The 25,851-nt window shown below is 47.1% G+C and carries 29 protein-coding genes, 2 tRNA genes and 1 pseudogene; 26 read left to right on the top strand and 6 right to left on the bottom strand.

From position 1 onward, the window contains the following. Positions 1-7: 7 nt before the first annotated feature. From ACI3E1_RS01885 to manA, 15 genes are all read left to right on the top strand, one after another. Complete coding sequence (locus ACI3E1_RS01885) at positions 8-1,081, top strand: PDZ domain-containing protein (protein WP_405023983.1); 1,074 nt, start codon at positions 8-10, stop codon at positions 1,079-1,081. After that, entirely contained in the window at positions 1,078-1,434 is a 357-nt protein-coding gene (locus ACI3E1_RS01880) for a PspC domain-containing protein (protein ID WP_405023982.1), read from the top strand. The genes ACI3E1_RS01885 and ACI3E1_RS01880 overlap by 4 nt, the downstream gene beginning before the upstream one ends. Before the next feature lies 1 nt (position 1,435). Further along, positions 1,436-1,780, top strand: a complete 345-nt coding sequence (locus ACI3E1_RS01875; protein WP_405023981.1) for a phage holin family protein — start codon at positions 1,436-1,438, stop codon at positions 1,778-1,780. 13 nt (positions 1,781-1,793) lie between these two features. Further along, complete coding sequence (gene zapA, locus ACI3E1_RS01870; protein ID WP_405023980.1) at positions 1,794-2,021, top strand: cell division protein ZapA; 228 nt, start codon at positions 1,794-1,796, stop codon at positions 2,019-2,021. A 22-nt stretch (positions 2,022-2,043) separates the two neighbouring features. Beyond that, positions 2,044-2,610 carry a CvpA family protein gene (locus ACI3E1_RS01865; RefSeq protein ID WP_405023979.1) on the top strand — a complete coding sequence of 189 codons (567 nt, stop codon included), beginning with the start codon at positions 2,044-2,046 and terminating at the stop codon, positions 2,608-2,610. Between the two features lie 19 nt (positions 2,611-2,629). Then, on the top strand, positions 2,630-4,999 hold the full coding sequence (locus tag ACI3E1_RS01860) for an endonuclease MutS2 (RefSeq protein ID WP_405023978.1): 2,370 nt from the start codon (positions 2,630-2,632) through the stop codon (positions 4,997-4,999). Between the two features lie 81 nt (positions 5,000-5,080). Then, positions 5,081-5,392 (top strand): thioredoxin, encoded by a 312-nt coding sequence (trxA, locus tag ACI3E1_RS01855; protein ID WP_405023977.1) that lies wholly within the window; start codon positions 5,081-5,083, stop codon positions 5,390-5,392. A gap of 138 nt (positions 5,393-5,530) precedes the next feature. Then, on the top strand, positions 5,531-6,130 hold the full coding sequence (locus tag ACI3E1_RS01850; protein WP_405023976.1) for an XTP/dITP diphosphatase: 600 nt from the start codon (positions 5,531-5,533) through the stop codon (positions 6,128-6,130). Further along, positions 6,118-6,336 carry a hypothetical protein gene (locus ACI3E1_RS01845; RefSeq protein ID WP_405023975.1) on the top strand — a complete coding sequence of 73 codons (219 nt, stop codon included), beginning with the start codon at positions 6,118-6,120 and terminating at the stop codon, positions 6,334-6,336. Before ACI3E1_RS01850 ends, ACI3E1_RS01845 begins: the two co-directional genes overlap by 13 nt. A gap of 44 nt (positions 6,337-6,380) precedes the next feature. Then, positions 6,381-6,453, top strand: a tRNA-Glu gene (locus ACI3E1_RS01840). Positions 6,454-6,570: 117 nt separating this feature from the next. Then, positions 6,571-6,894 (top strand): hypothetical protein, encoded by a 324-nt coding sequence (locus ACI3E1_RS01835; RefSeq protein WP_405023974.1) that lies wholly within the window; start codon positions 6,571-6,573, stop codon positions 6,892-6,894. A gap of 172 nt (positions 6,895-7,066) precedes the next feature. Further along, on the top strand, positions 7,067-8,761 hold the full coding sequence (locus ACI3E1_RS01830; protein WP_405023973.1) for an oleate hydratase: 1,695 nt from the start codon (positions 7,067-7,069) through the stop codon (positions 8,759-8,761). A 120-nt stretch (positions 8,762-8,881) separates the two neighbouring features. Next, positions 8,882-8,954 (top strand) — tRNA-Gln (locus tag ACI3E1_RS01825). 60 nt (positions 8,955-9,014) lie between these two features. After that, complete coding sequence (locus ACI3E1_RS01820) at positions 9,015-10,028, top strand: serine hydrolase domain-containing protein (RefSeq protein WP_405023972.1); 1,014 nt, start codon at positions 9,015-9,017, stop codon at positions 10,026-10,028. Positions 10,029-10,069: 41 nt separating this feature from the next. Then, positions 10,070-11,035 (top strand): mannose-6-phosphate isomerase, class I, encoded by a 966-nt coding sequence (gene manA / locus ACI3E1_RS01815; protein WP_405023971.1) that lies wholly within the window; start codon positions 10,070-10,072, stop codon positions 11,033-11,035. 111 nt (positions 11,036-11,146) lie between these two features. Here the strand turns inward: manA and ACI3E1_RS01810 are convergent, their stop codons facing one another. The 6 genes and pseudogenes from ACI3E1_RS01810 to ACI3E1_RS01785 form a co-directional block, all read right to left on the bottom strand. After that, positions 11,147-11,398, bottom strand: coding sequence for a helix-turn-helix domain-containing protein (locus ACI3E1_RS01810; RefSeq protein ID WP_405023970.1), 252 nt, complete (start codon positions 11,396-11,398; stop codon positions 11,147-11,149). A gap of 294 nt (positions 11,399-11,692) precedes the next feature. Next, on the bottom strand, positions 11,693-12,175 hold the full coding sequence (locus ACI3E1_RS01805; RefSeq protein WP_405023969.1) for a sugar diacid recognition domain-containing protein: 483 nt from the start codon (positions 12,173-12,175) through the stop codon (positions 11,693-11,695). 74 nt (positions 12,176-12,249) lie between these two features. Beyond that, a complete protein-coding gene (locus tag ACI3E1_RS01800) occupies positions 12,250-13,398 on the bottom strand; it encodes a glycerate kinase (protein ID WP_405023968.1) in 1,149 nt (382 codons plus the stop codon). A gap of 23 nt (positions 13,399-13,421) precedes the next feature. After that, positions 13,422-14,360 (bottom strand): annotated as a pseudogene (locus ACI3E1_RS01795) (GntP family permease); the annotation flags it as partial. A gap of 132 nt (positions 14,361-14,492) precedes the next feature. Next, positions 14,493-15,197: a type 1 glutamine amidotransferase gene (locus ACI3E1_RS01790; RefSeq protein ID WP_405023967.1), complete on the bottom strand. Its 705-nt coding sequence runs from the start codon at positions 15,195-15,197 to the stop codon at positions 14,493-14,495. Next, a complete protein-coding gene (locus ACI3E1_RS01785) occupies positions 15,197-16,549 on the bottom strand; it encodes a MurT ligase domain-containing protein (protein WP_405023966.1) in 1,353 nt (450 codons plus the stop codon). Before ACI3E1_RS01785 ends, ACI3E1_RS01790 begins: the two co-directional genes overlap by 1 nt. 146 nt (positions 16,550-16,695) lie before the next feature. On the opposite strand from ACI3E1_RS01785, the gene ACI3E1_RS01780 reads away from it, so the two are divergent. The 11 genes from ACI3E1_RS01780 to ACI3E1_RS01730 all read left to right on the top strand — a co-directional run bounded on the left by ACI3E1_RS01780 (position 16,696) and on the right by ACI3E1_RS01730 (position 25,849). Next, on the top strand, positions 16,696-17,301 hold the full coding sequence (locus ACI3E1_RS01780) for a thymidine kinase (protein WP_405023965.1): 606 nt from the start codon (positions 16,696-16,698) through the stop codon (positions 17,299-17,301). A 1-nt stretch (position 17,302) separates the two neighbouring features. Then, on the top strand, positions 17,303-18,385 hold the full coding sequence (gene prfA, locus ACI3E1_RS01775; RefSeq protein ID WP_405023964.1) for a peptide chain release factor 1: 1,083 nt from the start codon (positions 17,303-17,305) through the stop codon (positions 18,383-18,385). Further along, on the top strand, positions 18,378-19,220 hold the full coding sequence (gene prmC, locus ACI3E1_RS01770) for a peptide chain release factor N(5)-glutamine methyltransferase (RefSeq protein WP_405023963.1): 843 nt from the start codon (positions 18,378-18,380) through the stop codon (positions 19,218-19,220). Before prfA ends, prmC begins: the two co-directional genes overlap by 8 nt. A 36-nt stretch (positions 19,221-19,256) precedes the next feature. Beyond that, the gene (locus ACI3E1_RS01765) at positions 19,257-20,264 is read left to right on the top strand and encodes an L-threonylcarbamoyladenylate synthase (RefSeq protein ID WP_405023962.1); all 1,008 of its coding nucleotides are present in this window, start codon (positions 19,257-19,259) and stop codon (positions 20,262-20,264) included. 59 nt (positions 20,265-20,323) lie between these two features. Then, a complete protein-coding gene (gene upp / locus ACI3E1_RS01760; RefSeq protein WP_405023961.1) occupies positions 20,324-20,962 on the top strand; it encodes a uracil phosphoribosyltransferase in 639 nt (212 codons plus the stop codon). A gap of 277 nt (positions 20,963-21,239) precedes the next feature. Then, the gene (gene atpB, locus ACI3E1_RS01755) at positions 21,240-21,962 is read left to right on the top strand and encodes a F0F1 ATP synthase subunit A (RefSeq protein WP_405023960.1); all 723 of its coding nucleotides are present in this window, start codon (positions 21,240-21,242) and stop codon (positions 21,960-21,962) included. 49 nt (positions 21,963-22,011) lie between these two features. Then, the gene (gene atpE / locus ACI3E1_RS01750) at positions 22,012-22,248 is read left to right on the top strand and encodes a F0F1 ATP synthase subunit C (RefSeq protein WP_283581459.1); all 237 of its coding nucleotides are present in this window, start codon (positions 22,012-22,014) and stop codon (positions 22,246-22,248) included. Positions 22,249-22,295: 47 nt separating this feature from the next. Continuing rightward, positions 22,296-22,817, top strand: coding sequence for a F0F1 ATP synthase subunit B (atpF, locus tag ACI3E1_RS01745; protein WP_405023959.1), 522 nt, complete (start codon positions 22,296-22,298; stop codon positions 22,815-22,817). Continuing rightward, the gene (gene atpH, locus ACI3E1_RS01740) at positions 22,804-23,346 is read left to right on the top strand and encodes an ATP synthase F1 subunit delta (protein WP_405023958.1); all 543 of its coding nucleotides are present in this window, start codon (positions 22,804-22,806) and stop codon (positions 23,344-23,346) included. Before atpF ends, atpH begins: the two co-directional genes overlap by 14 nt. 20 nt (positions 23,347-23,366) lie before the next feature. Continuing rightward, positions 23,367-24,887, top strand: coding sequence for a F0F1 ATP synthase subunit alpha (atpA, locus tag ACI3E1_RS01735; protein WP_405023957.1), 1,521 nt, complete (start codon positions 23,367-23,369; stop codon positions 24,885-24,887). Between the two features lie 17 nt (positions 24,888-24,904). Then, positions 24,905-25,849 carry a F0F1 ATP synthase subunit gamma gene (locus tag ACI3E1_RS01730; protein ID WP_405023956.1) on the top strand — a complete coding sequence of 315 codons (945 nt, stop codon included), beginning with the start codon at positions 24,905-24,907 and terminating at the stop codon, positions 25,847-25,849. The last annotated feature ends 2 nt before the right edge of the window (positions 25,850-25,851 follow it).

The raw sequence follows: 25,851 nt of genomic DNA, 5'->3' as shown, positions 1-25,851 counted from the left end.
TTAGTAAATGAAAGTAGTTGGGTGGCTCCTCGGAGCGATCGTATTTAATCCATTATTATGGTTGGGTGGCGTGATGCCCGGAATTAATTACCTGGTACGAATTCGTCAGGAACGCCACCAGTGGCGCCAAGCCGTTGACCGTGATTGGTATGAGGGCCGGCACTTTATCATGGCTTTTGGCGGAATGGCTCTTATTGGTATTGGCGGGACAATTTTGATGCGGGTAACCGTAAGTTGGGAGTTGGTGGCTGTTTATGGTTTTCTCGCTGGAATAGTGGCATTAACCAATTGGTGGCATAATTTAACACCGCTGTTGATTTTAGTTCCAGTTGGGCTGACACTGATTACCAAGGATGGTGGCGCACTGCACGCTACTTTAGTATTTACAGTGTTTATTTGTATTACCCGGTTAATTTTAAGCTTGTTTGGTGGTCAGAAAGTTAGTCCCCGGATGGTAATGAACCGGCGTCACCATGTCTTTGCGCGGTACGAGTGGCGGGAAACGACCATCCTACCGGCGTTTGTGATGGTAGGAACCCGTCAAGGCTCGATTCCCGTTATCATATTTTTCCCAGTAGGAATTCACCGGGTAATTCAGGAAAAAACAACGGCACCGGTAGTGCGCCACCTTCAAATGGTGACTGGCATTCAGTGCGGACTGGCGCTTTTAGGAAGCTTTACGGGGTACTCAGCGCTCCGGGCGGGGCTAGGTGTTGCGTTGGTAATGGTGAGCTGTTACGATATTGGCAATCAATGGTGGCGAATCCACCATCACTCCCCGGTTGTGACAGCCGCAACGGATGGAATCCGGGTAGTCGCTGTTCGTCCAGCAACGCCAGCAGCGCGGATGGGATTACGTCCGGGTGACGTTGTGGTGGCGTGCAATGATGCGCCGGTCCATAATCACCGGGAGTTGTACGCGGCCCTGCAACGCAGCGCAGCGTATTGCCGCTTGCGCGTTCGGACAGTGACGGGGGACATGAAGTTAGTTGAGAGTAGTTTATATGCGGGGGTTCCCCATGAAGTGGGAATTGTGACGTTCCCCGCAGCGGTTTATTCACGGGTAGGTGAGCTAAAATGAAGGAATCCCGGATTCACCGGTCAACACAAAATAAGTTTTTATTAGGCGTTTGTGGTGGGTTAGCGGCCCACTGGGGAATCAGGGCAAACTACCTGCGCGCAACGTGGGTAGGGATTACCGTTATCTGCATGTTGTTTCCCCGAATGGTTGTCTTGCCGGTGGGGTTATACCTGGTATGTTACCTGCTGATGGGGGCACCGGAAGATGGTGAGTCGACTAATTCGCGGTCGGCGTGGACTGATATGTTTACTAACCGGACGACCACTTCAGCGCGGCAGAAGCGCCCAGCGGGAAGAAAGATTATTACTGATGTTCATGAACGAGACGTCCATGAACACCGAGAGGACGATTAACGTGGGTTTTTGGAAACGAATTATCATTAATGCCATTGTTTTCTTAGCGGTAGCGGGCTTTTTCCCGGTAGGTTTTCATGTGGCCAGTATTTGGGTTTCCCTGATTGCGGCTGTTGTCTTGAGTGTCCTTAATATGGTAGTTAAGCCGTTATTAACGGTTATTTCATTACCAATTACTGTGCTGACACTAGGACTCTTTTCGTGGGTAATTAACGCGGTAATGTTGGAGTTAACCGCCTTGGTGGTTGGAGGAGCATTTGCCTTTGCTAACTTTGGGTGGGCGCTAGTAGTGGCGTTAATTATTAGCGTGGTTAATGTAGTGATTACAAACTATTTTACGGATTAGTGAGGCGAATTAGATGACGGAAAATAAGCGTCGTTTTAAAGTGGAAATTGGCGGCAAGGAATACATTATCATTGGGGAGGCTAGTATGGCCCGCATGAATGCGGTCGTGGGTATAGTGAACCAGCAATTGGCAGCGATTAAGGAGCAGATGCCCGGGATTTCAGATGAACGGGCGGCAATTTTAACAGCTGTAAATGCAGTGGCCGACCAACTTGCGCTCCAACAAAAAAGCAAGGAGTAAACGTCCTTAGGAGGTTGACGGGATGGTTTCCGTAATTATTGTTCTGTTACTATTGTTAGCGCTGCGGCATGGTTACCGGCGGGGATTAATTCGAGGAATTTTGAATTTTATTAGCGTGATCGTTACGTTTATCATCAGTATTCGGTTGTCCGGTACGGTGGGCCGTTTTTTGGCGGGAATTTTTCCAGCGGTTGCGAATACCGGAGACTGGCTTCTTTTGCGCGTTAACCTGAACCTGATGTTTTATAAGTTCGTTGCGTTTTGGGTCGTGGCGATTATTTGTGGGATTATTGCACGGTTTATTGTTCGGGCAATCAATCGGATTGCAGATTTGCCGCTTCTTGCAACGCTTAACCGGTTAGCAGGGGCGGTGTTTTCATTTTTAACGGCCTACGTGGTTATTTTCGGTGGGCTCCTTTTGTTAAGCGCTTGGCCAGTAGCATCTGTTCGGCAAGCAGTCAGTACGTCAATGGTGGCGAATGCCATGTTAATGAAGACCCCGGGGTTGTCAACTATGACGACTAACAGCGTTACTCCTGCAGAGCAGGGGGGTTCTGGCCAACAACAACCGGTTATTAACGAACAATAGCCGTAGGGGGGATATGATAATGAATAAAAAAACCCTGATTACTTTAGAGTATGCAAAAATTAAACATGCTGTGCGGGAAGAGACGACAACGGCGATGGGAGCGCAACTCGTTGACCAACTAACCCCCCACACGGATTTGACGTGGGTTAAAGAGCAGTTAGCTGGCACCCAGGATGGAATGGATGTGTTGCGGTTGAAGGGCGGGATCCCGCTTCCACAACTTGTAACAATTACCCCCGCGCTTAAACGGCTTAAAGTGGGAGCAACCCTTAACGGGAAAGAGCTTGCTTCAATTGCCCGGGTGCTCCGCGCGGCAAACGAGGTGCGGGTGTTTTTTAAGCAGTTGACTGCAGAGCAGGATGCGCAACTCCCCGTTATTACGCACCTTTTAGAACAGTTGGTAACACTTCCTAAAATTGGAAGTCGTTTGATTCGCTCCGTTGAGTTTGATGGTCACGTTACTGACGATGCTTCGCCGGAACTAAAACGGCTTCGGCACCAGATTACTAGTACGGAAGCAAATATTCGGGCGGAACTAAATAGTTATACGCACGGCGCAAATGCGAAGTACCTGAGTGATGCGGTTATTACGTTGCGGGATGACCGGTACGTTATTCCGGTCAGAGCGGAAAACCGCGGCCGGTTTGGGGGTGTCGTTCACGACCAGAGCGCATCTGGCCAAACGCTCTTTGTTGAGCCAGAACAAATCGTTACCCTTAACAACCGGCTTCGCCAGCAGCAGTTAGCAGCAGCTGAAGAAGTTCGACGAATATTAGCGGAATTATCAGCGTTACTTGTGCCGTATACGACTGAGCTTGCAGGGAACGCGGTGGTATTAGGCCAGCTTGATTTCATTAATGCCAAGGCCCGGTACGCTAAACACCTCCGGGCAACCAAGCCAGCGATTTCCCCTAAAAATGACGTGTATCTCCGTCAGGCATGGCACCCACTTTTAGATCCAAAGAAGGCGGTGAAAAACGATCTCGCTATTGGGGCGGATTATCAGGCGATGGTAATTACGGGGCCCAATACCGGGGGGAAAACAATTACGTTGAAGACGTTTGGGTTGATTCAGTTGATGGGACAGTCCGGGATGTTTATCCCCGCGGCTGAGGAAAGCCGGATTGGCGTCTTTAGTGATATTTTTGCCGATATTGGGGATGAACAGTCCATCGAGCAAAGTCTTAGTACATTTTCAGCGCATATGACAAACATCGTTGCGATTATGCGGCAGGCGGATGCGCGCGCGTTAGTCCTCTTTGATGAGCTTGGTGCTGGAACGGATCCCCAGGAAGGAGCGGCGTTAGCAATTGCCATTCTGGATGCAGTTGGCGCGCGGGGCAGTTTTGTTGTGGCAACGACGCACTATCCAGAATTAAAGGCCTACGGGTACGAACGGCCAGGAACAATCAACGCTTCAATGGAATTTGACAGCAAAACACTTCAGCCAACGTATCATCTGTTGGTTGGAATTCCTGGACGGAGTAATGCGTTTGATATTGTCCAGCGGCTGGGGATGGATCCGACGGTGGTTACAGCAGCTCGTAATTTAACTGCTGATGATAACCAGGATCTCAACGATATGATTGCCGATTTAGTTGCAAAACGCCGGCAACTTGAGAACGATCAGGTTGCGCTTAATAAAAACCTTGAGGCGGCGACGGAACTGCACGCTGATTTAAGTAAACGGTTTACTCAATTTATCAACGAGCGAGAGCAACTGATGAACCAGGCGAAACGGTCCGCTAACGAACTGGTTGCCAATGCTAAAAAGAAGGCTAACGCAGTTATTAGCGACCTGCGGCGGATGCGGAACGAGCAACACGCCCCCGTTAAGGAAGATAAATTGATTGCGGCCCAAGGAAAGCTAAATGCCTTAGAGCAGAACCCGACGTTAAGGAAAAACCGGGTATTGCGACGGGCAAAGCAACAGTATGTTTTTCATGCCAACGATGACGTTCTTGTTAAATCGTATGGCCAACGCGGAGTGCTTCTTCGTAAGGCCGGGAACCACCAGTGGGAGGTTCAGCTGGGGATTTTGAAAATGAAGATTGATGAGGCGGACCTGGAGAAGGTGCGTGCCCCGCGAAAGGAATCCGGTGGAAAACGGGCACATCCAACCGTTAAAACGGCCCGTGCAAGTCACGTATCACCCACGTTGGATTTACGCGGAGAACGTTATGATGCCGCAATGACGAAGGTTGATCGTTACCTAGATGCCGCTCTTTTAGCCGGGTATCAGTCAGTGACGATTGTGCACGGAAAGGGAACCGGAGCACTTCGAACGGGTATTACAAACTACCTTAAGAATAACGCAGCAGTAAAGAGCTTTAACTTTGCAGCCCCGAATGCGGGCGGAAACGGTGCAACGGTGGTACACTTTAAGTAGTTTCGGTGGGGGCATCTGATGCACCGGGAAACATAAACTGTGTTATAATTACTTACGAAAAGTAAGAAAGAAGGGGTTAACATGGAAGAGTTAACGACAAAGAATTTTGATGAGAAGACTGCACACGGCGTATCGTTCACCGACTTTTGGGCAACATGGTGTGGTCCTTGCCGGATGCAGGGACCGGTTGTTGAAGAGCTTGACGATGAAATGGGTGATCGCGTACATTTCAGCAAAGTGGATGTGGACGAAAACCAAGAGTTGGCCCAACAGTTCGGAATCATGAGTATCCCAACGATGTTAATTAAGAAGGACGGGAAAGTTGTTGATACAATTGTGGGTTACCATCCAAAGGAAGCCCTAAAGAAGGAAATCGAACAGTATTTGAACTAAGTGTAAATAATAAGCAGGTCAGTGTTAGAAAAACGCTGGCCCGTTTATTGTATTAAGCCTAAGCTGTAGAACAAGTGGTAATTGTCACGGCGTAGCTTGTTTGGCATAATGGAAGCAAGTTGATTGGAGGGTGATTACGTGAAAAAGACGGTTGTAGTTGCAACGGGCAATGCGGGAAAAGCGCGGGAATACGCAGCGCTTTTTGCCCCAAAGGGATTGACCGTTAAAACGTTGGCGGATTTTAACGATGTTCCGGTAATTCATGAGACGGGAACAACCCTTAGGGAAAACGCCATGATTAAGGCCCAAACAATTGCTGAGGCGTTGACAATCCCCGTTTTGGCGGATGATACAGGGTTGTTTGTAGATGCACTGAACGGAGAGCCTGGAGTATATACCGCCCGGTATGCGGGTGATCACGATGATGCAGCCAATCGCGCAAAATTGCTGACGAACCTTGTAGGGGTTCCAGTGGAAGAGCGAACGGCCCACTTTGAGACGGTCATTGTGGCGGTTAAGCCTGATGGAAGTGCGCCGTTAATTGCTACGGGACGGTGTGACGGTCAAATTACGCTGCACGAACAGGGGGTTGCCGGGTTTGGGTATGATTCACTTTTCTATTGTCCGAAAGTGCACGCAACGTTTGCGGAGACAACGGTAGCTGCAAAGAACAAGGTAAGTCACCGCGGTCGGGCAATGCAACACTTAATGATGCAGTTTGATGAATGGTGGAATTAGCAGGAGTGGACCGTGAAAAGGGAAGCACATTATATCCAGGACCGGTTAATCTTTTGGTGCCTTACTACAATGATTTTGTTTGCTGCAAATATCCTGCTCCAGAGTCAGTTCCTTGCATGGGTGGTTTTGATGGCCGTCGGGTGGTGCGTGGTGTTACTGGTTTTATGGTTTCTCGCACTGATAAAAAAGTAGTAGTTAAGAGTTGACAATAGTGGCCGAACCTGTATAATAGTAAGAGTACTTTTGGTATTGCCCGTTGGTCAAATTGGTTAAGACGTCGCCCTCTCAAGGCGGAGTTACGGGTTCGATCCCCGTACGGGTGATAAGCAGAACACGTGCGATGGACTGTGATTAATCACAGTCCATTCTTTGTAGTACTAGTTGCAGTATAAAATTGTTATAATAGAGTTAAAGATGGAACTGTCAGAAAGGAGATCAACATGCTAAGAAGAACTAAGAACCTTTTACGTGCGTATGGTGTTTCTTACGATAAAGAGCACGTTAATCCAATGATGGTACCTGAGCGGGTGTACGTTCTACGCTTTGGCAAGGATCCGGATAATCTGAACAACCGGTTTATCGTTGATTATAATTATACGATTACTGGCCGGATTAAGATTAACAAGATTTCACTTCGCCTGCATAAACAGGTGCATCCGCGGGAATTTGACAATGAAGCGCAACTGTTAAGTTATTTGAAGCGGAAGGCATACCGTTATACCGGGAAAAAGCAGTGTGAAATGCACGTGGCTAAAGGAAAATAATAAAGGCGAAAGCGGTGCTGGGAGATTTTCCGGCGCCGCTTATTGTATTTTTATTAAGGATAGCCATAATTTAAAATAATATTATTTATTGCAACGGTTCGCTCGACTTACTAATTTGGTTTCATTATACTAGAAGCAGACGTTAATGAGCTTAGGTGAAAGGATGAAAATAATGGTTAAACGTAAAGCGATTATGATTGGTGCGGGGTTAGCGAACATGGCGGCCGCTGTGTATCTGATTCAGGAAGGAAAGTGGAATGGCGAAAACATCACATTCTATAGCCTTGATGACCATGGTTCCAATGACGGATCAACCGATAAGGCGCAGGCCGGCGAGTATTGGAACAAGAATTACCCGATGAATAATACAAAGGGTTTTATTGCCCGGGGTGGCCGGATGTTAAACTACCGGACGTATGTAGATTTGATGGATCTACTAGCGCGGGTCCCGTCAGTAACGGAGCCGGGAATGACGGCGGCAGAGGATACGCGCGATTTTGACGCCCACCATCGGACGTATGATAAGGCACGGTTATTAAAAGGCGGTGTCGGCATCGTTGATGGCGGGAAACTTGGATTGAATAATAAGGATCGTTTGTTATTAACGAAGCTGGTGATGATGCCGGATAGTCAGGAAGAACGGCTTGATAACGTAACAATTGCTGAGTACTTTAAGGATGACCCGCACATGTTTCAGACGAACTTCTGGTACATGTGGGAGACAACCTTTGCTTTCCGAACACAAAGCTCCGCACAGGAATTACGGCGTTACATGCACCAGATGATTTACGAATTCACCCAAATTGAGCATCTTGTGGGGGTTAATCGAACACGATACAACCAGTATGAAAGTATCATGTTACCCCTGATTAAGTATTTACAAGGACAGGGATGCCACATTATTCTAAACCGGCGCGTTACGGATTGGGAATTTAAGGAAACAACCATGCAAGATGAGATTACTGTTACGGGACTGGTAATGGAAAATACTGAAACGGGGGAAGAAGAACACGTTACCGTTGATGATGATACGGCGGTAATCTTTACTAATGGTTCAATTACCGACGCCGCTACTATCGGGGACTTTAATACACCTGCATCTGAAAACATGGACTATGGGGCGGCTTCAAGTCTATGGAAGAAGGCCACGGAGCACTTCTATAACCTTGGGAATCCGGATAAGTTTTTTGCAGACCGTGATGCGAGCGAATGGGTTAGCTTCACGTTAACAACGAATAACCATCTTCTGTTAAACGAAATTACGCGAATTACCACCCAAGAACCAGGAAATGCCTTGAACTCCTTCATTTCAACGGAACCGATTACGCCGCTTGGTCACGAGGACGTCAATATGTCGATTGTGGTGCATCATCAGCCGCACTTTACAACCCAGAAGCCGAACGAGACTGTTTTGTGGGGGTATTTCTTGTATCCGCGGCGCCACGGTGAGTTCGTTGACAAGCAGTACATTAAGATGACCGGGAAGGAAATGCTTGAAGAATTAATTGGGCAGCTGTCTAAGGTTGATCCGGGGCCGGTAAATATTAAATCAAAGAAAAAGGAAATTATGGCCAGCGTAGTTAACTGCATTCCAGTTTACATGCCGTATGCTTCCGCCTTGTTTAACAATCGGGCTAAGAGTGACCGGCCGGAGATAATTCCGGCAAACTCCACGAACTTAGCGTTTACGGGGGAATTTGTTGAACAGCCGTATCAGATGATTTTTACCGAACAAAGCGCGGTTCGTTCTGGCGAAATTGCTGCGTTCCACTTTGCGGGAGTACCGATGAAACGGTTAGTTAAAAACCCGCGGTACGATAAGGATCCGAAAACGTTATTCCGGGCAACTAAGAAGATGTTTGAGTAGGATAATTAGTAGTGTTAATGACGTCCCAGCTGGGACGCCATTTTTTTGCGAAAAAAACGCGAAATGTTATTGACAGTAAAGGAATAAATTAATATACTGTAAAAGTCGGTTGATAATTATTGGGCATTAGCCAAACTGGTAAGGCAGCGGACTCTGAATCCGTAATGTACTGGTTCGAATCCAGTATGCCCAATCACTGGGAGTTCACGGAGGTGGGCTCTTTTTTTATATCTAAAGGGGGGGAAAAGAAGCGATGTTTGCCCAAACAACGGCGTTATTAAACCAAATGATTACGACCGGCGTAGTCCCAGGAATGGCGTGGGCGCTAATTCACGGCGATACGGTAATTAAGCGTGTCGAGGGGAAGGCGGCCGTGATCCCTCAAGCCGAACCCCTCCGTCCAGGAATGTTATATGACGTAGCCTCCCTTACAAAGGTAGTGGGGACGACTACGGTGTTGTTGCATTTGATGGAGGCTGGACAGCTGGATGTGGATTGTCCGGTAGTAACGTATCTTCCGGAGTTTTTTGATTCCCGCGTTACTATCCGGCACTTGTTGACCCACACGGCGGCAATTAGCGGTTATATTCCCCACCGGGACCAGTTAACGGGTTCCCAGTTAATTAATGCATTGATGGGCCTTCATATTGGTTCACGGTTGGGGCGGCAGGTGCGTTATACGGATTTGGGATTGATTTTTGCTGGTTTAGTGGTTGAGGCTGTGACGGGAATGCCCGTTCAAGAGGCCATTAGGCGCATTGTCCTTCGACCGTTAGGAATGCGGCACAGTACGTTTACTCCGCGTGATCCGGCTAAGTGCGTTCCCACTACGGTGACGCCAGGCGGGAATGTTTTACGTGGTGTTGTTCATGACCCGAAAGCCCGGCAATTACAGCGCAGGTGTGGGTCAGCTGGTTTGTTTACAACGCTGGATGATTTAATAACCTTTTGTCAGTGGATGATGACGGATGAATTCCAGCACCCGATTATTAGCAGCGCGCTTATTAACCGGCTTTTCGCTGATTGGACTCCAACAGGAACGCTGGGGCGGTCTTTGGGATGGGATCTTCGATATACGTCTAGCGGGCAGGTATGTCTTCACCACACAGGTTATACCGGGCCAATGCTGTTGATTGATAAACAGGCGCACGATGCGTTGATTTTACTGACTAATCGGGTGCACCCGCAGCAAGATAATCACACGTTTATTGATCGACGAGCGGAGGTAGTGCAGGTTTACCTTGCTGAAAAGGAGTCGGTTTCATAAGTCTAGTATATGGGAGAAAATAATTTCAGGGGGAATGAACAATGGGTGAACCATATTTCTTAACGCCAGTTTTTCAGGAGAAAATGTGGGGCGGTACCCGGCTTCATGATGAGTTTGGCTATGATATTCCCAGTGATCACACGGGAGAATGTTGGGCCATATCCGCCCATCCGCATGGACTGGCCACGGTGGCAACCGGACCGTATCGGGGAATGTCCCTTGATCAGGTGTGGGCCAAGCACCGGGATGTGTTTGGGAACGCCCCAGGAAATGTTTTCCCGTTACTCACTAAGATTTTGGATGCGAAGATGGATCTTTCCGTTCAGGTACACCCGGATGACGCATACGCAATGGAACATGAGCACGAACTGGGGAAAACAGAGTGCTGGTACGTGATTAAGGCCGATCCGGGTGCAACGATGATTTATGGTCATCATGCTAAGAACCGGGCGGAATTACGGAAAATGGTTGAAACGGGACAATGGAATCAACTCCTTCGGCGGGTTCCCGTTAAGGCGGGCGATTTCCTGTACGTTCCGAGTGGGACTGTTCATGCTATCGGAAAGGGAATTATGGTCCTTGAAACGCAGCAGAGCAGTGATACAACGTACCGTTTTTACGACTTTGACCGTGTTGATTCGATAACGGGGAGGAAGCGGCCGCTTCACATTGAGCAATCCGTTGCGGTGACGAACGTTCCGCATAGTGATCCGCAGTTAACCCTGGAAGAGATCATCATCGGAGACGTTAGGGTAACACGATTTGTAAAGACGCCGTTCTTTACGGTTTATCGCTGGCAGGTTGTTGATGGAGCCGGGACGTTTGCGCGGGGAGAAGCTCCATATACGTTGGTTTCGGTACTGGATGGTGTTGGTAGCATTACGGTTAATGGGACCGCCTATTCATTGCGAAAGGGACAACATTTTATTCTACCTAATGATGTAAGGCGGTGGACGCTAGCAGGAAATCTCGTGGCAATCGCGTCGGAGCCGGGAGAACGGGTATAAAATATAATTTTTTGCTCGTGTAGAATAAAAAACCTATTACCACCATTTGAAGTGGTAATAGGTTTTTTATAATGGATGTTACTTTAATTTATGTTCGTGATGCCATGTGAACTATAAGTACGCAATATATAGCGTAATTAATTGGAACGTATTATGTGGGTCAAGTTCGAATATTTTTTTGATACTTAGTAAGCGATGGTTTAACGTATTGCGATGGATATGCATTTTATTAGCGGTAATTTTAATACTTTGGTTATAACGAATGTATTCGCCAATTGTGGCAATCAATTCTTGGCCGAAAGTAGTTTGGGATAACCGGTTAAATCTATCTACTAATGATTCCAAATGAAAATTTTGGCTCATTAAATCACTAATTAGAGCGACATCTTTATAATAAATCATCTTTGGATTATGAAGAATTTGCTGGATTTCAAGCGTTTGATAGGCTTGATCAGCTGAATTGCCAAGGTTTATATTGGGTTCTCCAATTCCTAAAGGTAATTGTTTGGTATGACAAATTTTAATCAGGTGATTAATTGTTGATGCTTGGTAGGTAATTACGATTGAGGTTGACCCAGTTGGGGAGAGTGTAAAGTCCTTTGGATTAACATAAATTGAACGGATAAATTGTGGTGTACAGCGAACCGCAAGGACACGCTACTGGTGATTCAGGTTAATTTTAAGTTGTTGTGCCTCCAGAACAAAGGTTGTGCGTTGCATAATATCCGTTTTTATTTTGATCCATTGATTTAAAAAACGGTTAAGTTGATCATGGTGCGAATTTTGTTGGCGGTTAATTTCAGATTGGTGAAGTAATAACTCAGCGGTGGCTTGTAATAGAGAAGCCAGCGGGGTAACGGTTTGGGGATTACCAGTAATTCCAATCACACCAATAACTTCTCCGCCATAGAATAACGGCATGTTGACTCCTGGTTGTCCATGGGGTCCGAACGATGCATCCATGGGTAAAATTTTACGTTCTTCAATTGCTTGTAACGCACCAACATGAAGTGTATTAATTCTGTCGTGATTGCCACTAGCAATAATGTATCCATGTTCATTCATAATATTGACATTATACGGAATTCGTTCCATTGCGGCGTTGACGATTTCCTGGGCTAGATCAGCTGTTAATTCCATTTGGATTCCTCCATATTTGTTTTAGCAAGTAAAACGGGGTGGGGTTTGATGAATCCCCATCCCGTATTAATTTATTAGGAGTGCATGAAAGCTTTGATTAAACGGCCCACTTCCTCGGCCGTTTGTGACAAATCATGTCTTGTGTCGGCTAAAGCTTGTTTTAACGGTTTGGCGCCGGTTGGGGTTGAAAAGATGGCGTCAATTCCATCAGAGCTATATAGAGTATCGACTCCTTTACCAATATTACCCGCTAGCACAATGACTGGCGCATGCGGAGCAACGGATTTGGTTGCGCGTGCGACGCCAAAAGGAGTTTTACCGTATTGTGTTTGAAAATCAATTTTCCCTTCACCCGTAAGCACAACATCAGCATCTTGGGCACGTTGTTTTAGTTTAACCGTATCGATTATTAAGTTGACCCCTGCTTTTAATTGTGCGTGGCAAAAGGCCAACAAGCCAGCTCCTAATCCTCCGGCAGCGCCGGCGCCGGAGGATAATTCAACGTTCATTCCTAAATCACGGGTAATGAGCTGGGCGTAGTGGTGGAGATTTTTATCCAAAGAATTAACCATTGATGGGGTTGCCCCTTTTTGAGGGCCAAAAACCATTGCAGCACCATTTTTACCAGTAAGCGGGTTAGTAACGTCAGAAGCAATTTGGATTTGGGTATGGCTAATCCGGGGATCGATTTCCGCAATGTCAATTTGTTCTAATTTGTCCAGCATGCCACCTCCCCAGGATAGTTCTTTTCCTTTTTTATCAAGTAAGTGTGCTCCCAATGCCTGCGCCATTCCCGCACCACCGTCGACTGTTGCACTTCCGCCGATACCAATTAAGATTTTTTTGACATCATGATCAAGTGCATTTTTAATTAATTCGCCAGTACCGTAAGTGGTTGCTACTAACGGATTTAGTTCCTTTGATTGCATTAATTCCATCCCACTGGCTGCTGCCATTTCGATTACAGCTGTTTTATGGTCGCCAAGAAGGCCGTATCGGGCGTTGATTTTACGTCCCAAGGGGTCATGTACTGGCGTTGTAATAAAATGACCATTGGTGGCATCGATTAAAGATTGGACCGTTCCTTCACCGCCGTCTGCCATTGGAATAAGTTCGTAATCTGCTTTTGGAAAGATACGTTTCATCCCGGTCATCATTAACTGGGCCGCTTCTTTGGCGGTAACTGACCCCTTAAATGAATCTGGAGCAATAACAATTTTCATTATAATCATCCTCCAATTTTATTTTATAAATGTAATAATCCGTACATTATGGTAGCAGTAATCATAGCGGCTGTTCCGCAAAGCGCCTCAAAAATGATGGTCTTGGACCGTTCTTTAATATTCATGTGCATGGCATTTTGCGTAACGTGAAAGTAGTTTCCTTGGGGAAGTGAATCGATTACGATTGCACTGCAGTGAACCATTGCTGCTGCTAATGGGGCGACGCCAAAATCTAGAATTGCTTTCGAGAAAGCTTTTGTAGCCAGGATAACGCCAGTAGAAGTTGAGGCGGCAGCGCCAGACATTAATAGTCCTGACAATGGTGCAAGTAAAACGCCAGGAATATGCATTGTTTTAATTTCAGTGATTAATAATTGCGGGAACGTTGATTGCGTTATTGTTGCGCCAATTGCACCTGCTCCGATTAAGATGAGGACGACATCAGTCATTTTACTAATTCCGGTTGCCGCAAAGGAACGAAGGTGATTTCCTTGGTGCATTGCAAGTGCACCGATTATGGCGGCAAGGGGTAAAACGTACATTGCGTCTAAATTACATTTTTCTAACCATGCTAGATGAAAAATTGCGCCGATCGGAGTCAATAATAGGAGAATAATTGCGACGGTCGGCGCAACTAATGCACTTCCAAGTGAAGGTAACTGTCTTTTAGCGTTCTCAGTATCCTTAATGTCTGCGGAAGTAACTTGACTTCCAAGGTGTTGAATACATATTACGACAATGACCGTTGTCGCTAACGTTGTCAATGCAGGAACAAAATCTGCAATCATTACTTGGCTAAGTTGCAGTCCAAAACCGTGAGCAGCGGCAATTGTATTGGCATTTGGTGAAATGATATTACCTGCTTTGCCGCCGCCCGATAAGGCAATTAGTAGGGCAAGTTTAGAGATGTTTAGTTTTTTGCCGACTTCTAGGGCAATTGGGGCCATAATAATAACCGCTAAAATACAGGAATATTTGTGTATCATTGTTTTTTGCTGTGAATGCAGAACAAGTGACGAAAATCACTAGGTTACGTAAAAAATAACCATCCACGGTGAACGAGAAATTTACGTGAATGGTACAGCTGAAAATGTTTAGTACGTTGGTTTGATTTTTAATGCTTTCGCCGCACCCAAATCCGCGTCGGGATACTTGCGTTTCAAGGCAATGAGAAGCAGGCGTTTTGCTAGTTCGCCGTTTCTAGCAAGTACCGGGCCGTGAAAGTACGTACAGAAGGTGTTTTTATGAATGGCCCCTTCCGTTCCGTCCTGACCGTTGTTTCCGTGGCCCTCGATGACTTGCCCAAGCGGCCGTTCGTTTTTTCCGAGGAAGGTCATTCCGTTGTGGTTTTCAAATCCATGGTAGATTTGTCCGGTTTCGGCATTTTTAATTTTAATGTCACCGATAAAGCGGTTATTTTCCTGGGTTTCAGTGCGGTGGTCCAGGGCGTGGATCCCCTTTATCTTAGTGCCATCCGCCCCGACGTAGTATTCACCAAGAAGCTGGTAGCCTCCACAAACGGCAAGCAGCGGGCCGTCCGTTTCAATGTATTGGATAATGGCATCGCGCTTTGTTTGAATGTCATCAGAAACAACCTTTTGTTCCAGGTCTTGTCCCCCGCCAAAGAGAACCAAATCGGTGTTATCTGGGTCAAATTGCTGGTCAAGGGAAATAACTTCGGGGGTAATGTGGATGTTCATCTGCTTGGCATAGTACTGAAGCGTTAGGATATTTCCGATATCACTGTACGTATTAAGAAGGTTTCCGTATAGGTGGGTTAAGTGTAATTCGTATTTCATTACTTCATCTCCCCGTTAATGTATCCATCACTGGCAAGGAGCGCGCGCAACTGCAGCACCGCGGTGTACGTTGCGAGAACGTATACGTGTTTGGTGGGCATTTGTTTGATTGCTGTAACTACATCCTTGAGGTTTTCTTTGTGGTCAAAATGTTCTTCCGGAACGCCGGCAACCCGCAAGCGGAACGTAATATCGCGGTACCGCTCGCCACCGGTAAGAACCGCTGGAATCCGCTCGAACGGGAGGTCTTCAAACCGGCCGTCCCAAATCCAACTGGTATCAATTCCATCGGCGTAGTTCGCGTTCAGGAGGACCACCAGCGAAAACGGTTCGTTGTCGGTTTTAATCATTTGTAATACCTGGTCTAATCCAACTGGGTTCTTAACGAGGATAAGCGTAACGTCCTTACCATCAAGGGGAATAACTTCCTGGCGGCCAAAGACCTTCTTGTCATCCGTGCTAAGTTGATGGACAATATCTTCCGGCAAAACGCCCATTTCCCGGGCAACGGCGTACGCGGCCAAGGCGTTGTAGATGTTATACGTGCCCCCAATGTGGAGGGTAATTTTATGGTTATTAATCATAAACGTTGATGATTGCGGCGTTTGGTTAACGATTGTTGTTACCTGGTAGGTTAGGCCTGGCCGGTGGAAATCACAGTGGGGGCAAAAGTACTTCCCTAGATTACCGTAAACCAGTTCCTTATACCGTAGAATGTGGTGACATTTAGGGCATAGCAGTCCGTCCGTGTTAGCAGGGGCATTCTGGATTTTATCAGGCCGATTAGCAAACCCATAGTATACGATTTTGTTAGGAAGGGTTACGCTGTTGAAGATGGGTGCATCTCCGTTAGCGATAATAAGTGCATCGGGATGCATTCGTACTCCCTTAAGGATCTTGTTATATGTGGTGTAAATTTCACCGTAGCGGTCCAGTTGGTCACGAAAAAGATTCGTGAAGACGTATGCTTTAGGGTTAACGTATTGCGAAATTAACGGGACGTTTGCCTCGTCGGTTTCAATCACCGCGAGGTGTCTTCCGCTTTTAGCTTTTTGGTTAGTTAAAAATGCCGTAACGATTCCTTGCATCATGTTTGACCCGCTGGGATTTGTTAGGATGTGCGGGAAGGCCGGGCGAAGCGCTTTAACCGTTAAATTAGTGGTAAGGGTTTTGCCGTTTGTTCCCGTAATGATAATGACCTCGTAGTTTTTAGCAAGTGTTGTTAGCACGGCTGGGTCAATTTTAAGTGCCAGGCCGCCGGGAAACGAGGTTCCGCCGCGGTGAAGGACATCGTGAAGGAGCCGGTACGATGATTTCCCCGCAAGGGCTGCAAATGAACTTCTAAGTGTCATGCCTCTATTATCCTTTCGTATCAAAAGCTTCCCCTGAATTTTATCATAAAACGAGTGCGGCGGCGGGATCGGACTACCAGTTGGTGCATTTTAGCGTAAAATCAGCTATACTTAGACGGAAAGACTGATAGAGGATGTGAAGTAGGGTGGCACAGCTTTTTTTTCGGTACGGTGCAATGAACAGTGGGAAAACCATTGAAATTTTAAAGGTGGCCCATAACTACGAAGAAGAAGGAAAACAGGTCATCATCATGACGAGCAGTGTTGATGATCGGGCAGGTCAGGGAGTAATTGCGAGCCGGATCGGACTAAAGCGAAGGGCGGAAATTATTTATCCGGAGACAAACGTTTTTGAACACGTTAAGGCGGTTCCCGGAAAGGTTTCGTGTGTACTGATTGACGAAGCAGAGTTTCTTCAGCGACACCATATCATGGAACTTACTCAGATTGTTGATGAGCTAGGGATTCCGGTAATGACGTTTGGGTTGAAAAATGATTTTCGGAATGAGTTGTTCGAAGGGACTAAGTATCTTCTCTTGTATGCCGATAAAATTGAGGAAATGAAGACGATTTGCTGGTTCTGTGAACGGAAGGCCACGATGAACCTTCGGGTTAATGAAGGGCATCCCGTTTACGATGGCGAACAGATTCAAATTGGGGGTAACGAAGCGTATTATTCGGTCTGTCGGGAACACTACTTTCATCCGAACGAGGAATTAATCCACCAGAACGTAAAGGAGGATTACGATTAATATGGATAAGTTATTTGACCGGTTACAAATGTTAGCTGACCGGTATGAAGAATTGGGCGGATTGTTGTCAGATCCGGACGTCATTGCTGACACCAAGCGGTTTACGAAGTTGTCCAAGGAGATGGCTGACCTAAAGGAAACCGTTGAAAAGTATGACCGTTATAAGAAGGTTGTTCAGCAGATCAAGGATGATGAGGAAATGCTTGATGCGGGCATGGATGATGAAATGACGGCCATGGTTAAGGAAGAACTCGCGGCCTCTAAGGAGGAGAAAGAGCAGCTCGAAGATGAAATTAAGATTCTGTTGATTCCCAAGGACCCTAACGATGATAAAAACATCATTATGGAAATTCGGGGTGCCGCCGGGGGAGACGAAGCGAGTCTCTTTGCTGCTGATCTTTTTTCGATGTACAGCAAGTACGCTGAACGGCAGGGATGGAAGTTCCAGGTAATTGATAAGAATCAGACTGAAGTCGGGGGCTTCAAGGAAGTTGCAGTTTTGATTAGTGGGAACCAGGTATACTCAAAGTTAAAGTACGAGAGTGGGGCCCACCGGGTACAACGGGTACCGGTAACCGAATCAGCTGGCCGGGTACATACCTCAACAGCGACGGTGGTAGTTATGCCTGAAGAAGAGGACGTTGAGATTGAAATTGACCCAAAGGATATTCGGGTTGACGTTTACCGGTCGTCCGGAGCTGGTGGACAGCACATTAATAAGACGTCGTCTGCGGTACGAATGACCCATTTACCAACGGGAATTGTTGTTGCAATGCAAGATGAGCGTTCCCAACAACAAAACCGGGCGAAGGCGATGCAGATTTTAAAAGCGCGGGTGTACGACTATTACGCAACGAAGGAACAAAATGAGTACGACGAAAACCGGAAGTCAGCGGTTGGAACCGGAGACCGGTCAGAGCGAATCAGGACGTATAATTACCCCCAAAATCGGGTTACGGATCACCGAATTGGGTTGTCCTTAAATAAGTTGGATCGGATTATGAACGGAGAACTTGAAGAGATTATTGATGCCCTTGTTCTTTACGACCAAACCAAAGCGCTGGAAGAGCTCCAAAATGATTAGCCAGCCGACGTATTTTGAAGCCCAACAGTGGGCTTTTTCTTATGTTGCAGCCCATGGTGGTTACCGGGAAGATGCAACGTGGTTATTGCGTGCCCCTCATGAGTGGGATGCGACCGCGTTGCTCGTTCATTTGCAAGAGACCATGCCGGTTACAGAGTGGCACCAGTACCAAGTCAACGTTCAACGGGTATGTACCGGTTGGCCGCCCCAGCAGCTGGTCGGGAAAGCACCGTTTTTTGGACGGTGGTTTACCGTGACGGAAGATACGTTGATTCCCCGGGTGGAAACGGGTGATTTGGTTGAGTGGCTCCTTGCAGATTATCCGGGGAGTGCGCCCAAGCAAGTTGTTGACATTGGGACCGGGAGCGGCAACATTGGAATCACGCTGAAGTTAGCTCATCCAGAGTGGCAGGTAACGTTAACGGATATTTCACCGCGGGCTGCACGGGTGGCGCGCCTCAATGCCCGTCAGTTAGGGGCAGTCGTTAGCGTAACAGTTGGAGACTTAACCGCGCCGTTAACCGGACAATATGACGTGCTTGTTATGAACCCGCCATATATTGCGATGACGGAGCAATCCCAGATGGATATAAGCGTGCGTAAGCATGAGCCTGTCAGGGCACTTTTTGCCCCGGAAAACGGGTTAGCAGTGTACCGCCAGTTAGCAAAAGAAGTGTTTCGGATTTTATCCCCCCACGGGCGGATATACCTTGAGATCGGCTGGCATCAGGGGGAAGCTGTTCGCCAACTCTTTGAAGGGCAGTTTCCAGCTGCGCAGGTAACAGTCCGTCAGGATGAAGCGGGCCATGACCGTATGGTGCGAGTATGTTTATAGTGAAAATGAGGACTATGGTGAAAGGAAGCGGTAATAATGATGATTACGCGGATTTATCAGCCAGACGAATACGAAGCTGCGGCAAAGGAGATTCAGCTTGGCGAATTGATCGCTTTTCCAACGGAGACGGTCTATGGCCTTGGTGCGGATGCCACTAATGAGCAGGCGGCCAAGCGGGTATACCTGGCAAAGGGCCGCCCGTCTGACAACCCGTTGATTGTGACGGTTAGTTCACAGGCGATGATGGAGCGCTTTACCGGACCGGTGGATAAGCGGGCCCAAAGGTTAATCGACCATTTCTGGCCAGGTTCGCTGACGTTAATCTTTAACGTTGCTCCGGGAAAACTATCCAAGACGGTGACGGGGGGGCTGACTACGGCGGCATTCCGGTGTCCTGCCAACGAAACAACGCGGAAGATGATTGCGGCGGCTGATACGCCAATCGTTGGACCATCAGCCAACACTTCTGGAAAACCAAGCCCAACAACAGCCCAACATGTTTATCACGATATGAATGGTCGGATTGCGGGAATTATTGATGACGGACCGACAAAGGTGGGTGTTGAATCAACCATCCTTGATCTTAGTAAGGGGCAGCCGACAATTCTTCGTCCTGGAGCGGTTACGCCAGAAGAAATTGAGGGCGTCCTTGGTTGTCCGGTATTAGCTGATAATCATCACGTCGGGAAAACTGAAATTCCCAAGGCACCTGGGATGAAGTACAAGCATTATGCGCCAGCCGCTCAGGTACTAATTGTCGCTACTGATGAGTGGCCGGAGGCACTTCGATGGGCTGACCGGCAGGAAAAAAAGGTTGGCGTAATGGCGTCAGCGGTACTGAAAAAACAGACGTCCCACCCGTTCTTTGATATAGGGGCGGATGTCGCAACGGCTAGTCGCAGGCTCTTTGCTGGATTACGGTATTTTGATAGCGACGTACCTGTTGATTACATCCTTGCTCCCGCATACCCTGAAGAAGGGCTAGGAATGGCGTACATGAACCGGTTGCGAAAAGCAGCAGGAGACCAGTTCTTCCACGGTTAGTATGGTATGATTATGATGATTAAGCCGGTACCGTGATGCCGGGATAGGAGCGTGACAGCATGAAAAACTTTACGGTGGTTAGTCACCCGTTGGTTCAGCATAAATTGACGATTATTCGGGATAAGGATTGTAGCACAAATCAATTTCGACAATGCGTGACGGAAATCGCCCAGCTGATGACGTATGAAGCAACCCGGGATTTTCCCTTGGAGGATGTTACGGTAACGACGCCAATGGGAACGGCAACGGAAAAGAAGCTTGGCGGGAAGAAGCCTGTCGTGGTTCCAATTTTACGAGCCGGAATGGGGATGCTGGATGGAGTGTTGGATATGCTTCCGTCTGCTAGGGTAGGATTCATCGGAATGCAACGGGACGAAGAAACCCTGGTTCCGGAAGAGTATTATGCTAAATTTCCCCATAAACTTAGTGACAGACAGGTAATCATCATCGACCCGATGTTAGCAACGGGGGGCTCTGCCATGATGGCAGTCGAGGCGCTCAAGCAACGGGGGGCAAAACGAATTAAGTTCCTAAGCATCGTGGCGGCTCCTGAGGGGGTTGATAAACTGATGGCTGCTCATCCTGACATTGAGCTGTATGCAGCAGCCCTTGATGACCGTCTTAATGAAATTGGGTACATTGTTCCGGGGTTAGGTGATGCGGGTGACCGGTTATACGGAACAGTCGATGTGAATTAGGGTAATAATTTCCGGATTTGGACGGGGAATCGGCTGAATCCGGTTTTTTGGTATGCGGTTTATTATTCGCTGTTTTGGGAATAACGCTGCCTTATCGGGGTGTTGTTAGGACAGGATTGTTCGGTATTGGCCTAAGAAATTTCCAAATTAACTTTGTGAAATTGAGGTGTAAGTGGTATGATTCTACATGTATTCACGGGATTTTTGCCCCTGAATTCTCTTATGGTTCGACCTTATTGTTTAACCGTATGATTTTATTTGAAAAGAGGTGAGACTTGTGGATGAATCGTTTCAAATTGTGAAACTTTTTGGGATTCCCTTCAACGTAAGTAACATCATCTCTGGGACCCTAGTGGCATTTGTTTTTCTTGCCCTTGTTTTTTGGTTTTCCCGTGACTTGAAGCTTAAGCCGACGGGATGGCAAAATATGCTGGAATGGCTAATTGATTTCACAAACGGGATCATCAAAGGAGTTCTTCCCGATGAAGAAGGTAAGAAGTACCGGCTGTTCGCTTTCGTACTTTTTGCATTTATCTTCATCGCTAACCAGGCAGGGCTGATCTTCCAATTTGATATTGCAAAGCACGGACAGGACTTTAACTTCTTCCGGAGTCCGACGGCATCAGCAACAACAACACTGACGTTGGCGTTGATGGTGCTGGTTCTGTCCCATGCTGCAGGGGTACAGAAATTTGGCTTTAAGGGTTACGTTAAGAATACGTACTTAAAGCCGTTCTTTTTCCTATTTCCGATTAACCTGCTGGAACAATTCACCAATTTCATGACGCTAGCACTCCGTTTATTCGGTAACATTTACGCCGGGGAAGTACTGTTGGAGGTTATTGGAGGTCTTGTTAAGGCAGGACCGGTTGGTTTTGTTTCATCAATTCCGCTTGAAATGATTTGGCAAGCATTCTCGGTCTTTATTGGAGCGATCCAGGCATATGTCTTTGTCACACTGACAATGGTGTATATTTCACAAAAGGTCGAAGAAGAATAGTGAAGTTGGAAGCAACTTCGTGAGAGGTACATTAAGGAGGAATTTTATTATGGCTTCTAGTATTATTACAGGTTTAGCTTTACTTGGTGCAGGGCTCGCCGCAGGGTTGGCTTCTGTTGGTACTGGTGTTGGTAACGGGCTCGTTATTTCGAAGATGCTCGAAGGAATGTCACGGCAGCCAGAATTAACTGGTCAGTTACGGACAAACATGTTCATTGGTGTTGGGCTGATTGAAGCTGTGCCGATTATTTCAATCGTTATTGCCTTCATGTTACTTGCTAAGTAGTTCCTTATATCAGCTGCGTAATTATAGTAATAAGGAGGTGCTAAGCGATGAATTCGATGCTTTTAAGCGCAACGTCTGGTGTTCAATGGGGCGATTTCCTCTACTACCTGATTTTGTTCATTGTCATGGCATTAGTTGTTAAGCATTTTGCTTGGGGACCAGTGACTAAGATGATGGATAAACGGGCTGAGAAGATTGCTAGTGACATTGACTCTGCAGAAAAGTCCCGGCAGGAAGCCGAACAGCTTGCTGCTCAACGCGAAGAGGCGCTGAAGAATTCACACGTTGAGGCTTCCCAAATTGTTGACCGGGCGAAGAAGAACGGCGAACAACAGAAGGCTGACATCGTTGATGCCGCCCACAAAGAAGTCGCAACGCTGAAGGCAAACGCAAAGAAGGACATTGAGCAGGAACGGCAAGAAGCCATTGACGGTGTGCGGAATGATGTTGCTGAATTGTCCATTGAGATTGCTTCGAAGGTTATCAAGAAAGAACTTTCTGCTGATGACCAGAAGGCCTTAGTTGACTCTTACATTGAAGGATTGGGGAAGCAAAATGTCACAAAGTAATGCAACGATCGCCCGGCGTTATGGAACGGCGTTGTTTGAACTTGCGCAGGAAAAGCAAGTACTTGAAGATGTGCAGGTTGAGTTAACAACGCTTAACCAGGCGTTTAACGAAGAATCACAATTTATGTTGTTCATGACCAGTCCTCAGATTACAGAGAAGGCTAAGCAGGCCATGTTAACAGCGATAACTGCCGACCTGTCACCGGTAACGAAAAACCTGGTAACTATGCTGTATGATTACCGGCGATTAGTTAACTTTGATGGGATTGTCAGTGAATTTAACAGATTAAATGATGAGTACCATAGGACGGTCCGGGCAACCGTAACGACCGCCATTGAGTTGGATGATGAGCAGAAGGACAAGCTTGCCTCTTCATTTGCTAATGTTGTAGGTGCAAATAAGGTTGTGGTTGACACGGTTGTTGACGAGTCGATCATTGGTGGGGTAATTCTCCATTCAAATAGTTACATCTATGACGGTTCAATCAAGTCCAAGATTGAGCACATCAAGCGTCTGTTATTAAAATGATTTAAAGAGGTGAGACTTTTATGAGCATTAAAGCTGAGGAAATCAGTGCTCTGATCAAACAGCAATTAGCAAATTACCAAGATGAACTTACTGTTGAAGAAGTCGGTACCGTAACGTATGTTGGGGACGGAATTGCCCGGGCAAACGGGTTAGATAACGCCTTATCAGGTGAACTGTTAGAGTTTGCTGACGGTACCTACGGAATGGCACAGAACCTGGAACAATCTGATGTCGGAATCGTTATCCTGGGGGACTACAAGGGAATCCGGGAAGGCGATACCGTTAAGCGGACTGGCCGGATTATGGAAGTACCAGTTGGTGAAGAATTAATTGGTCGGGTTGTCAACCCTCTTGGGCAGCCGGTTGATGGTTTAGGTGAAATCAAAACGACGAAGACACGGCCAATTGAGCATAAGGCTCCTGGCGTTATGGAACGGCAATCTGTTTTTGAACCTCTTCAGACCGGGTTAAAGGCGATTGACTCCCTGGTTCCAATTGGCCGGGGACAGCGTGAGTTAGTGATTGGTGACCGGAAGACCGGGAAAACGTCCGTTGCTATTGATACAATTATTAACCAGAAAGATCAGGATATGATTTGTATCTACGTTGCTATCGGGCAGAAGGATTCGACCGTGCGTGCTCAAGTTGAAACGCTGCGGAAGTTCGGCGCAATGGATTACACCATCGTTGTAACTGCTGGACCGTCATCACCAGCGCCGATGCTGTGGTTAGCACCATATGCTGGGGCAGCAATGGGCGAAGAGTTTATGTTTAACGGTAAGCACGTCTTAATTGTTTACGATGACCTTTCAAAGCAGGCCGACGCTTACCGTGAACTGTCACTTATTTTACGGCGGCCGCCTGGACGTGAAGCATATCCAGGGGACGTTTTCTACCTGCATTCCCGGCTGCTTGAACGGGCTGCCAAGCTAAGCGATGATCTTGGCGGTGGCTCGATGACAGCTCTTCCGTTCATTGAAACGAAGGCTGGCGATGTTTCGGCCTACATTCCAACGAACGTGATCTCAATTACTGATGGTCAGATCTTCCTTGACAGTGACAACTTTTACTCAGGAATTCGGCCGGCGATTGATGCCGGAACGTCTGTTTCTCGTGTTGGGGGCGCTGCCCAGATTAAGGCAATGAAGAAGGTTGCCGGAACTCTTCGGTTGGATCTTGCTTCATTCCACGAACTAGAGTCGTTCGCTCAGTTCGGTTCAGATTTGGATGCGGCAACGCAGGCTAAGTTGAACCGTGGGCAACGGACGGTTGAGGTATTAAAGCAGCCGCTTCACAAGCCGCTTCCAGTCGAGAAACAGGTGTTGATTCTGTACGCCCTGACGCATGGGTTCCTAGACACCATCGCGGTTGCTGATATTTTAAGATACCAGAATGAAATGTTTGCTTTCTTTGATAGTAACCACAAGGATTTGTTAGATGTCATCGCTAAGACGGGTGACTTACCGGATACTAATAAGCTTGATGCTGCAATCAAGGAATTTACTGAAACATTTCAGCCAAGCGATAAGGGTAGCAAATAAGAAGGGTGGTGACATAAATGGCTGGTTCACTGCAAGCAGTTAAGCGGAAGATTGCTTCAACTAAGAAGACGAAGCAAATTACCAGTGCAATGCAGATGGTTTCAACGTCCAAGTTGAACCAGATTCAACACCACACAACGAGTTACCGTGAATATGCCGATAAAGTACGGAGTGTGATTACCCACCTTGCTAAGTCCCACTTACTTGCTGCTGCTGCGGCTGGTTCTGAGGATGCGCCTGCTGAAAGGAAGAGCGGCCTTGGAATGCTGATCCAGCGGCCTGTCCATAAAATTGGGATTATGGTAATCACCTCGGACCGAGGGCTGGTTGGAAGCTATAATAGTAATATCATTAAGCAGACAATGGAAGTTATCCAGAAGGGAAAGCACACCAAGGATGACGTTGTGATTCTTGCAATTGGCGGAACCGGTGCGGATTTCTTTAAGAAACGGGGATTCACCGTGGAATACGAGTACCGGGGTGTTAGTGACGTGCCGACGTTTCGGGAAGTGCGGCCAATCGTGCGGGAAATTATTCAGCGGTATGACGAGGCTGAGTACGACGAATTATACGTTTGTTACAGCCACTTCGTCAACACGTTAACGTCTGTTTTCCGGGCAGAGAAGATGCTCCCGATTTCAGCAGAAAATTTGGGGCATGACGATCTCACGGATAAGAAAACAGCGGATACAGATACAATCAGTAGCCTGTACGAGACCGAACCGTCAGAAGAAGCAATTCTCGAGGCCGTTCTTCCGCAGTATGCGGAAAGTCTGGTTTATGGTTCGATTCTTGACGCCAAGACTTCCGAACACGCCTCAAGTTCAACCGCAATGCGGTCGGCTTCGGATAACGCGAGTGATATTATTGCCAATTTGGAATTACAGTATAACCGGGCTCGGCAAAGTGCCATCACGACGGAAATCACGGAAATTACGGGTGCACAAGCTGCCTTAGAATAAGA

It is taken from the genome of Ligilactobacillus sp. LYQ139, from assembly GCF_045033025.1.
Taxonomy (GTDB): Bacteria; Bacillota; Bacilli; order Lactobacillales; family Lactobacillaceae; genus Ligilactobacillus.
This window is presented reverse-complemented; position numbering and strand designations above follow the sequence as displayed.

Excerpts from the sequence above, each read along its gene's own strand:
- atpF (WP_405023959.1), top strand. The coding sequence starts at position 22,296 with ATGAATTCGATGCTTTTAAGCGCAACGTCTGGTGTTCAATGGGGCGAT.
- ACI3E1_RS01790 (WP_405023967.1), bottom strand. The coding sequence starts at position 15,197 with ATGAAATACGAATTACACTTAACCCACCTATACGGAAACCTTCTTAAT.
- ACI3E1_RS01805 (WP_405023969.1), bottom strand. The coding sequence starts at position 12,175 with ATGGAATTAACAGCTGATCTAGCCCAGGAAATCGTCAACGCCGCAATG.
- ACI3E1_RS01880 (WP_405023982.1), top strand. The coding sequence starts at position 1,078 with ATGAAGGAATCCCGGATTCACCGGTCAACACAAAATAAGTTTTTATTA.
- ACI3E1_RS01765 (WP_405023962.1), top strand. The coding sequence starts at position 19,257 with ATGATGATTACGCGGATTTATCAGCCAGACGAATACGAAGCTGCGGCA.
- ACI3E1_RS01785 (WP_405023966.1), bottom strand. The coding sequence starts at position 16,549 with ATGACACTTAGAAGTTCATTTGCAGCCCTTGCGGGGAAATCATCGTAC.
- upp (WP_405023961.1), top strand. The coding sequence starts at position 20,324 with ATGAAAAACTTTACGGTGGTTAGTCACCCGTTGGTTCAGCATAAATTG.
- ACI3E1_RS01865 (WP_405023979.1), top strand. The coding sequence starts at position 2,044 with ATGGTTTCCGTAATTATTGTTCTGTTACTATTGTTAGCGCTGCGGCAT.
- atpH (WP_405023958.1), top strand. The coding sequence starts at position 22,804 with ATGTCACAAAGTAATGCAACGATCGCCCGGCGTTATGGAACGGCGTTG.
- trxA (WP_405023977.1), top strand. The coding sequence starts at position 5,081 with ATGGAAGAGTTAACGACAAAGAATTTTGATGAGAAGACTGCACACGGC.
- atpA (WP_405023957.1), top strand. The coding sequence starts at position 23,367 with ATGAGCATTAAAGCTGAGGAAATCAGTGCTCTGATCAAACAGCAATTA.
- manA (WP_405023971.1), top strand. The coding sequence starts at position 10,070 with ATGGGTGAACCATATTTCTTAACGCCAGTTTTTCAGGAGAAAATGTGG.
- ACI3E1_RS01830 (WP_405023973.1), top strand. The coding sequence starts at position 7,067 with ATGGTTAAACGTAAAGCGATTATGATTGGTGCGGGGTTAGCGAACATG.
- prfA (WP_405023964.1), top strand. The coding sequence starts at position 17,303 with ATGGATAAGTTATTTGACCGGTTACAAATGTTAGCTGACCGGTATGAA.
- prmC (WP_405023963.1), top strand. The coding sequence starts at position 18,378 with ATGATTAGCCAGCCGACGTATTTTGAAGCCCAACAGTGGGCTTTTTCT.
- ACI3E1_RS01800 (WP_405023968.1), bottom strand. The coding sequence starts at position 13,398 with ATGAAAATTGTTATTGCTCCAGATTCATTTAAGGGGTCAGTTACCGCC.
- ACI3E1_RS01810 (WP_405023970.1), bottom strand. The coding sequence starts at position 11,398 with ATGAGCCAAAATTTTCATTTGGAATCATTAGTAGATAGATTTAACCGG.
- ACI3E1_RS01885 (WP_405023983.1), top strand. The coding sequence starts at position 8 with ATGAAAGTAGTTGGGTGGCTCCTCGGAGCGATCGTATTTAATCCATTA.
- ACI3E1_RS01845 (WP_405023975.1), top strand. The coding sequence starts at position 6,118 with ATGGTGGAATTAGCAGGAGTGGACCGTGAAAAGGGAAGCACATTATAT.
- ACI3E1_RS01860 (WP_405023978.1), top strand. The coding sequence starts at position 2,630 with ATGAATAAAAAAACCCTGATTACTTTAGAGTATGCAAAAATTAAACAT.
- ACI3E1_RS01835 (WP_405023974.1), top strand. The coding sequence starts at position 6,571 with ATGCTAAGAAGAACTAAGAACCTTTTACGTGCGTATGGTGTTTCTTAC.
- ACI3E1_RS01820 (WP_405023972.1), top strand. The coding sequence starts at position 9,015 with ATGTTTGCCCAAACAACGGCGTTATTAAACCAAATGATTACGACCGGC.
- zapA (WP_405023980.1), top strand. The coding sequence starts at position 1,794 with ATGACGGAAAATAAGCGTCGTTTTAAAGTGGAAATTGGCGGCAAGGAA.
- atpE (WP_283581459.1), top strand. The coding sequence starts at position 22,012 with ATGGCTTCTAGTATTATTACAGGTTTAGCTTTACTTGGTGCAGGGCTC.
- ACI3E1_RS01730 (WP_405023956.1), top strand. The coding sequence starts at position 24,905 with ATGGCTGGTTCACTGCAAGCAGTTAAGCGGAAGATTGCTTCAACTAAG.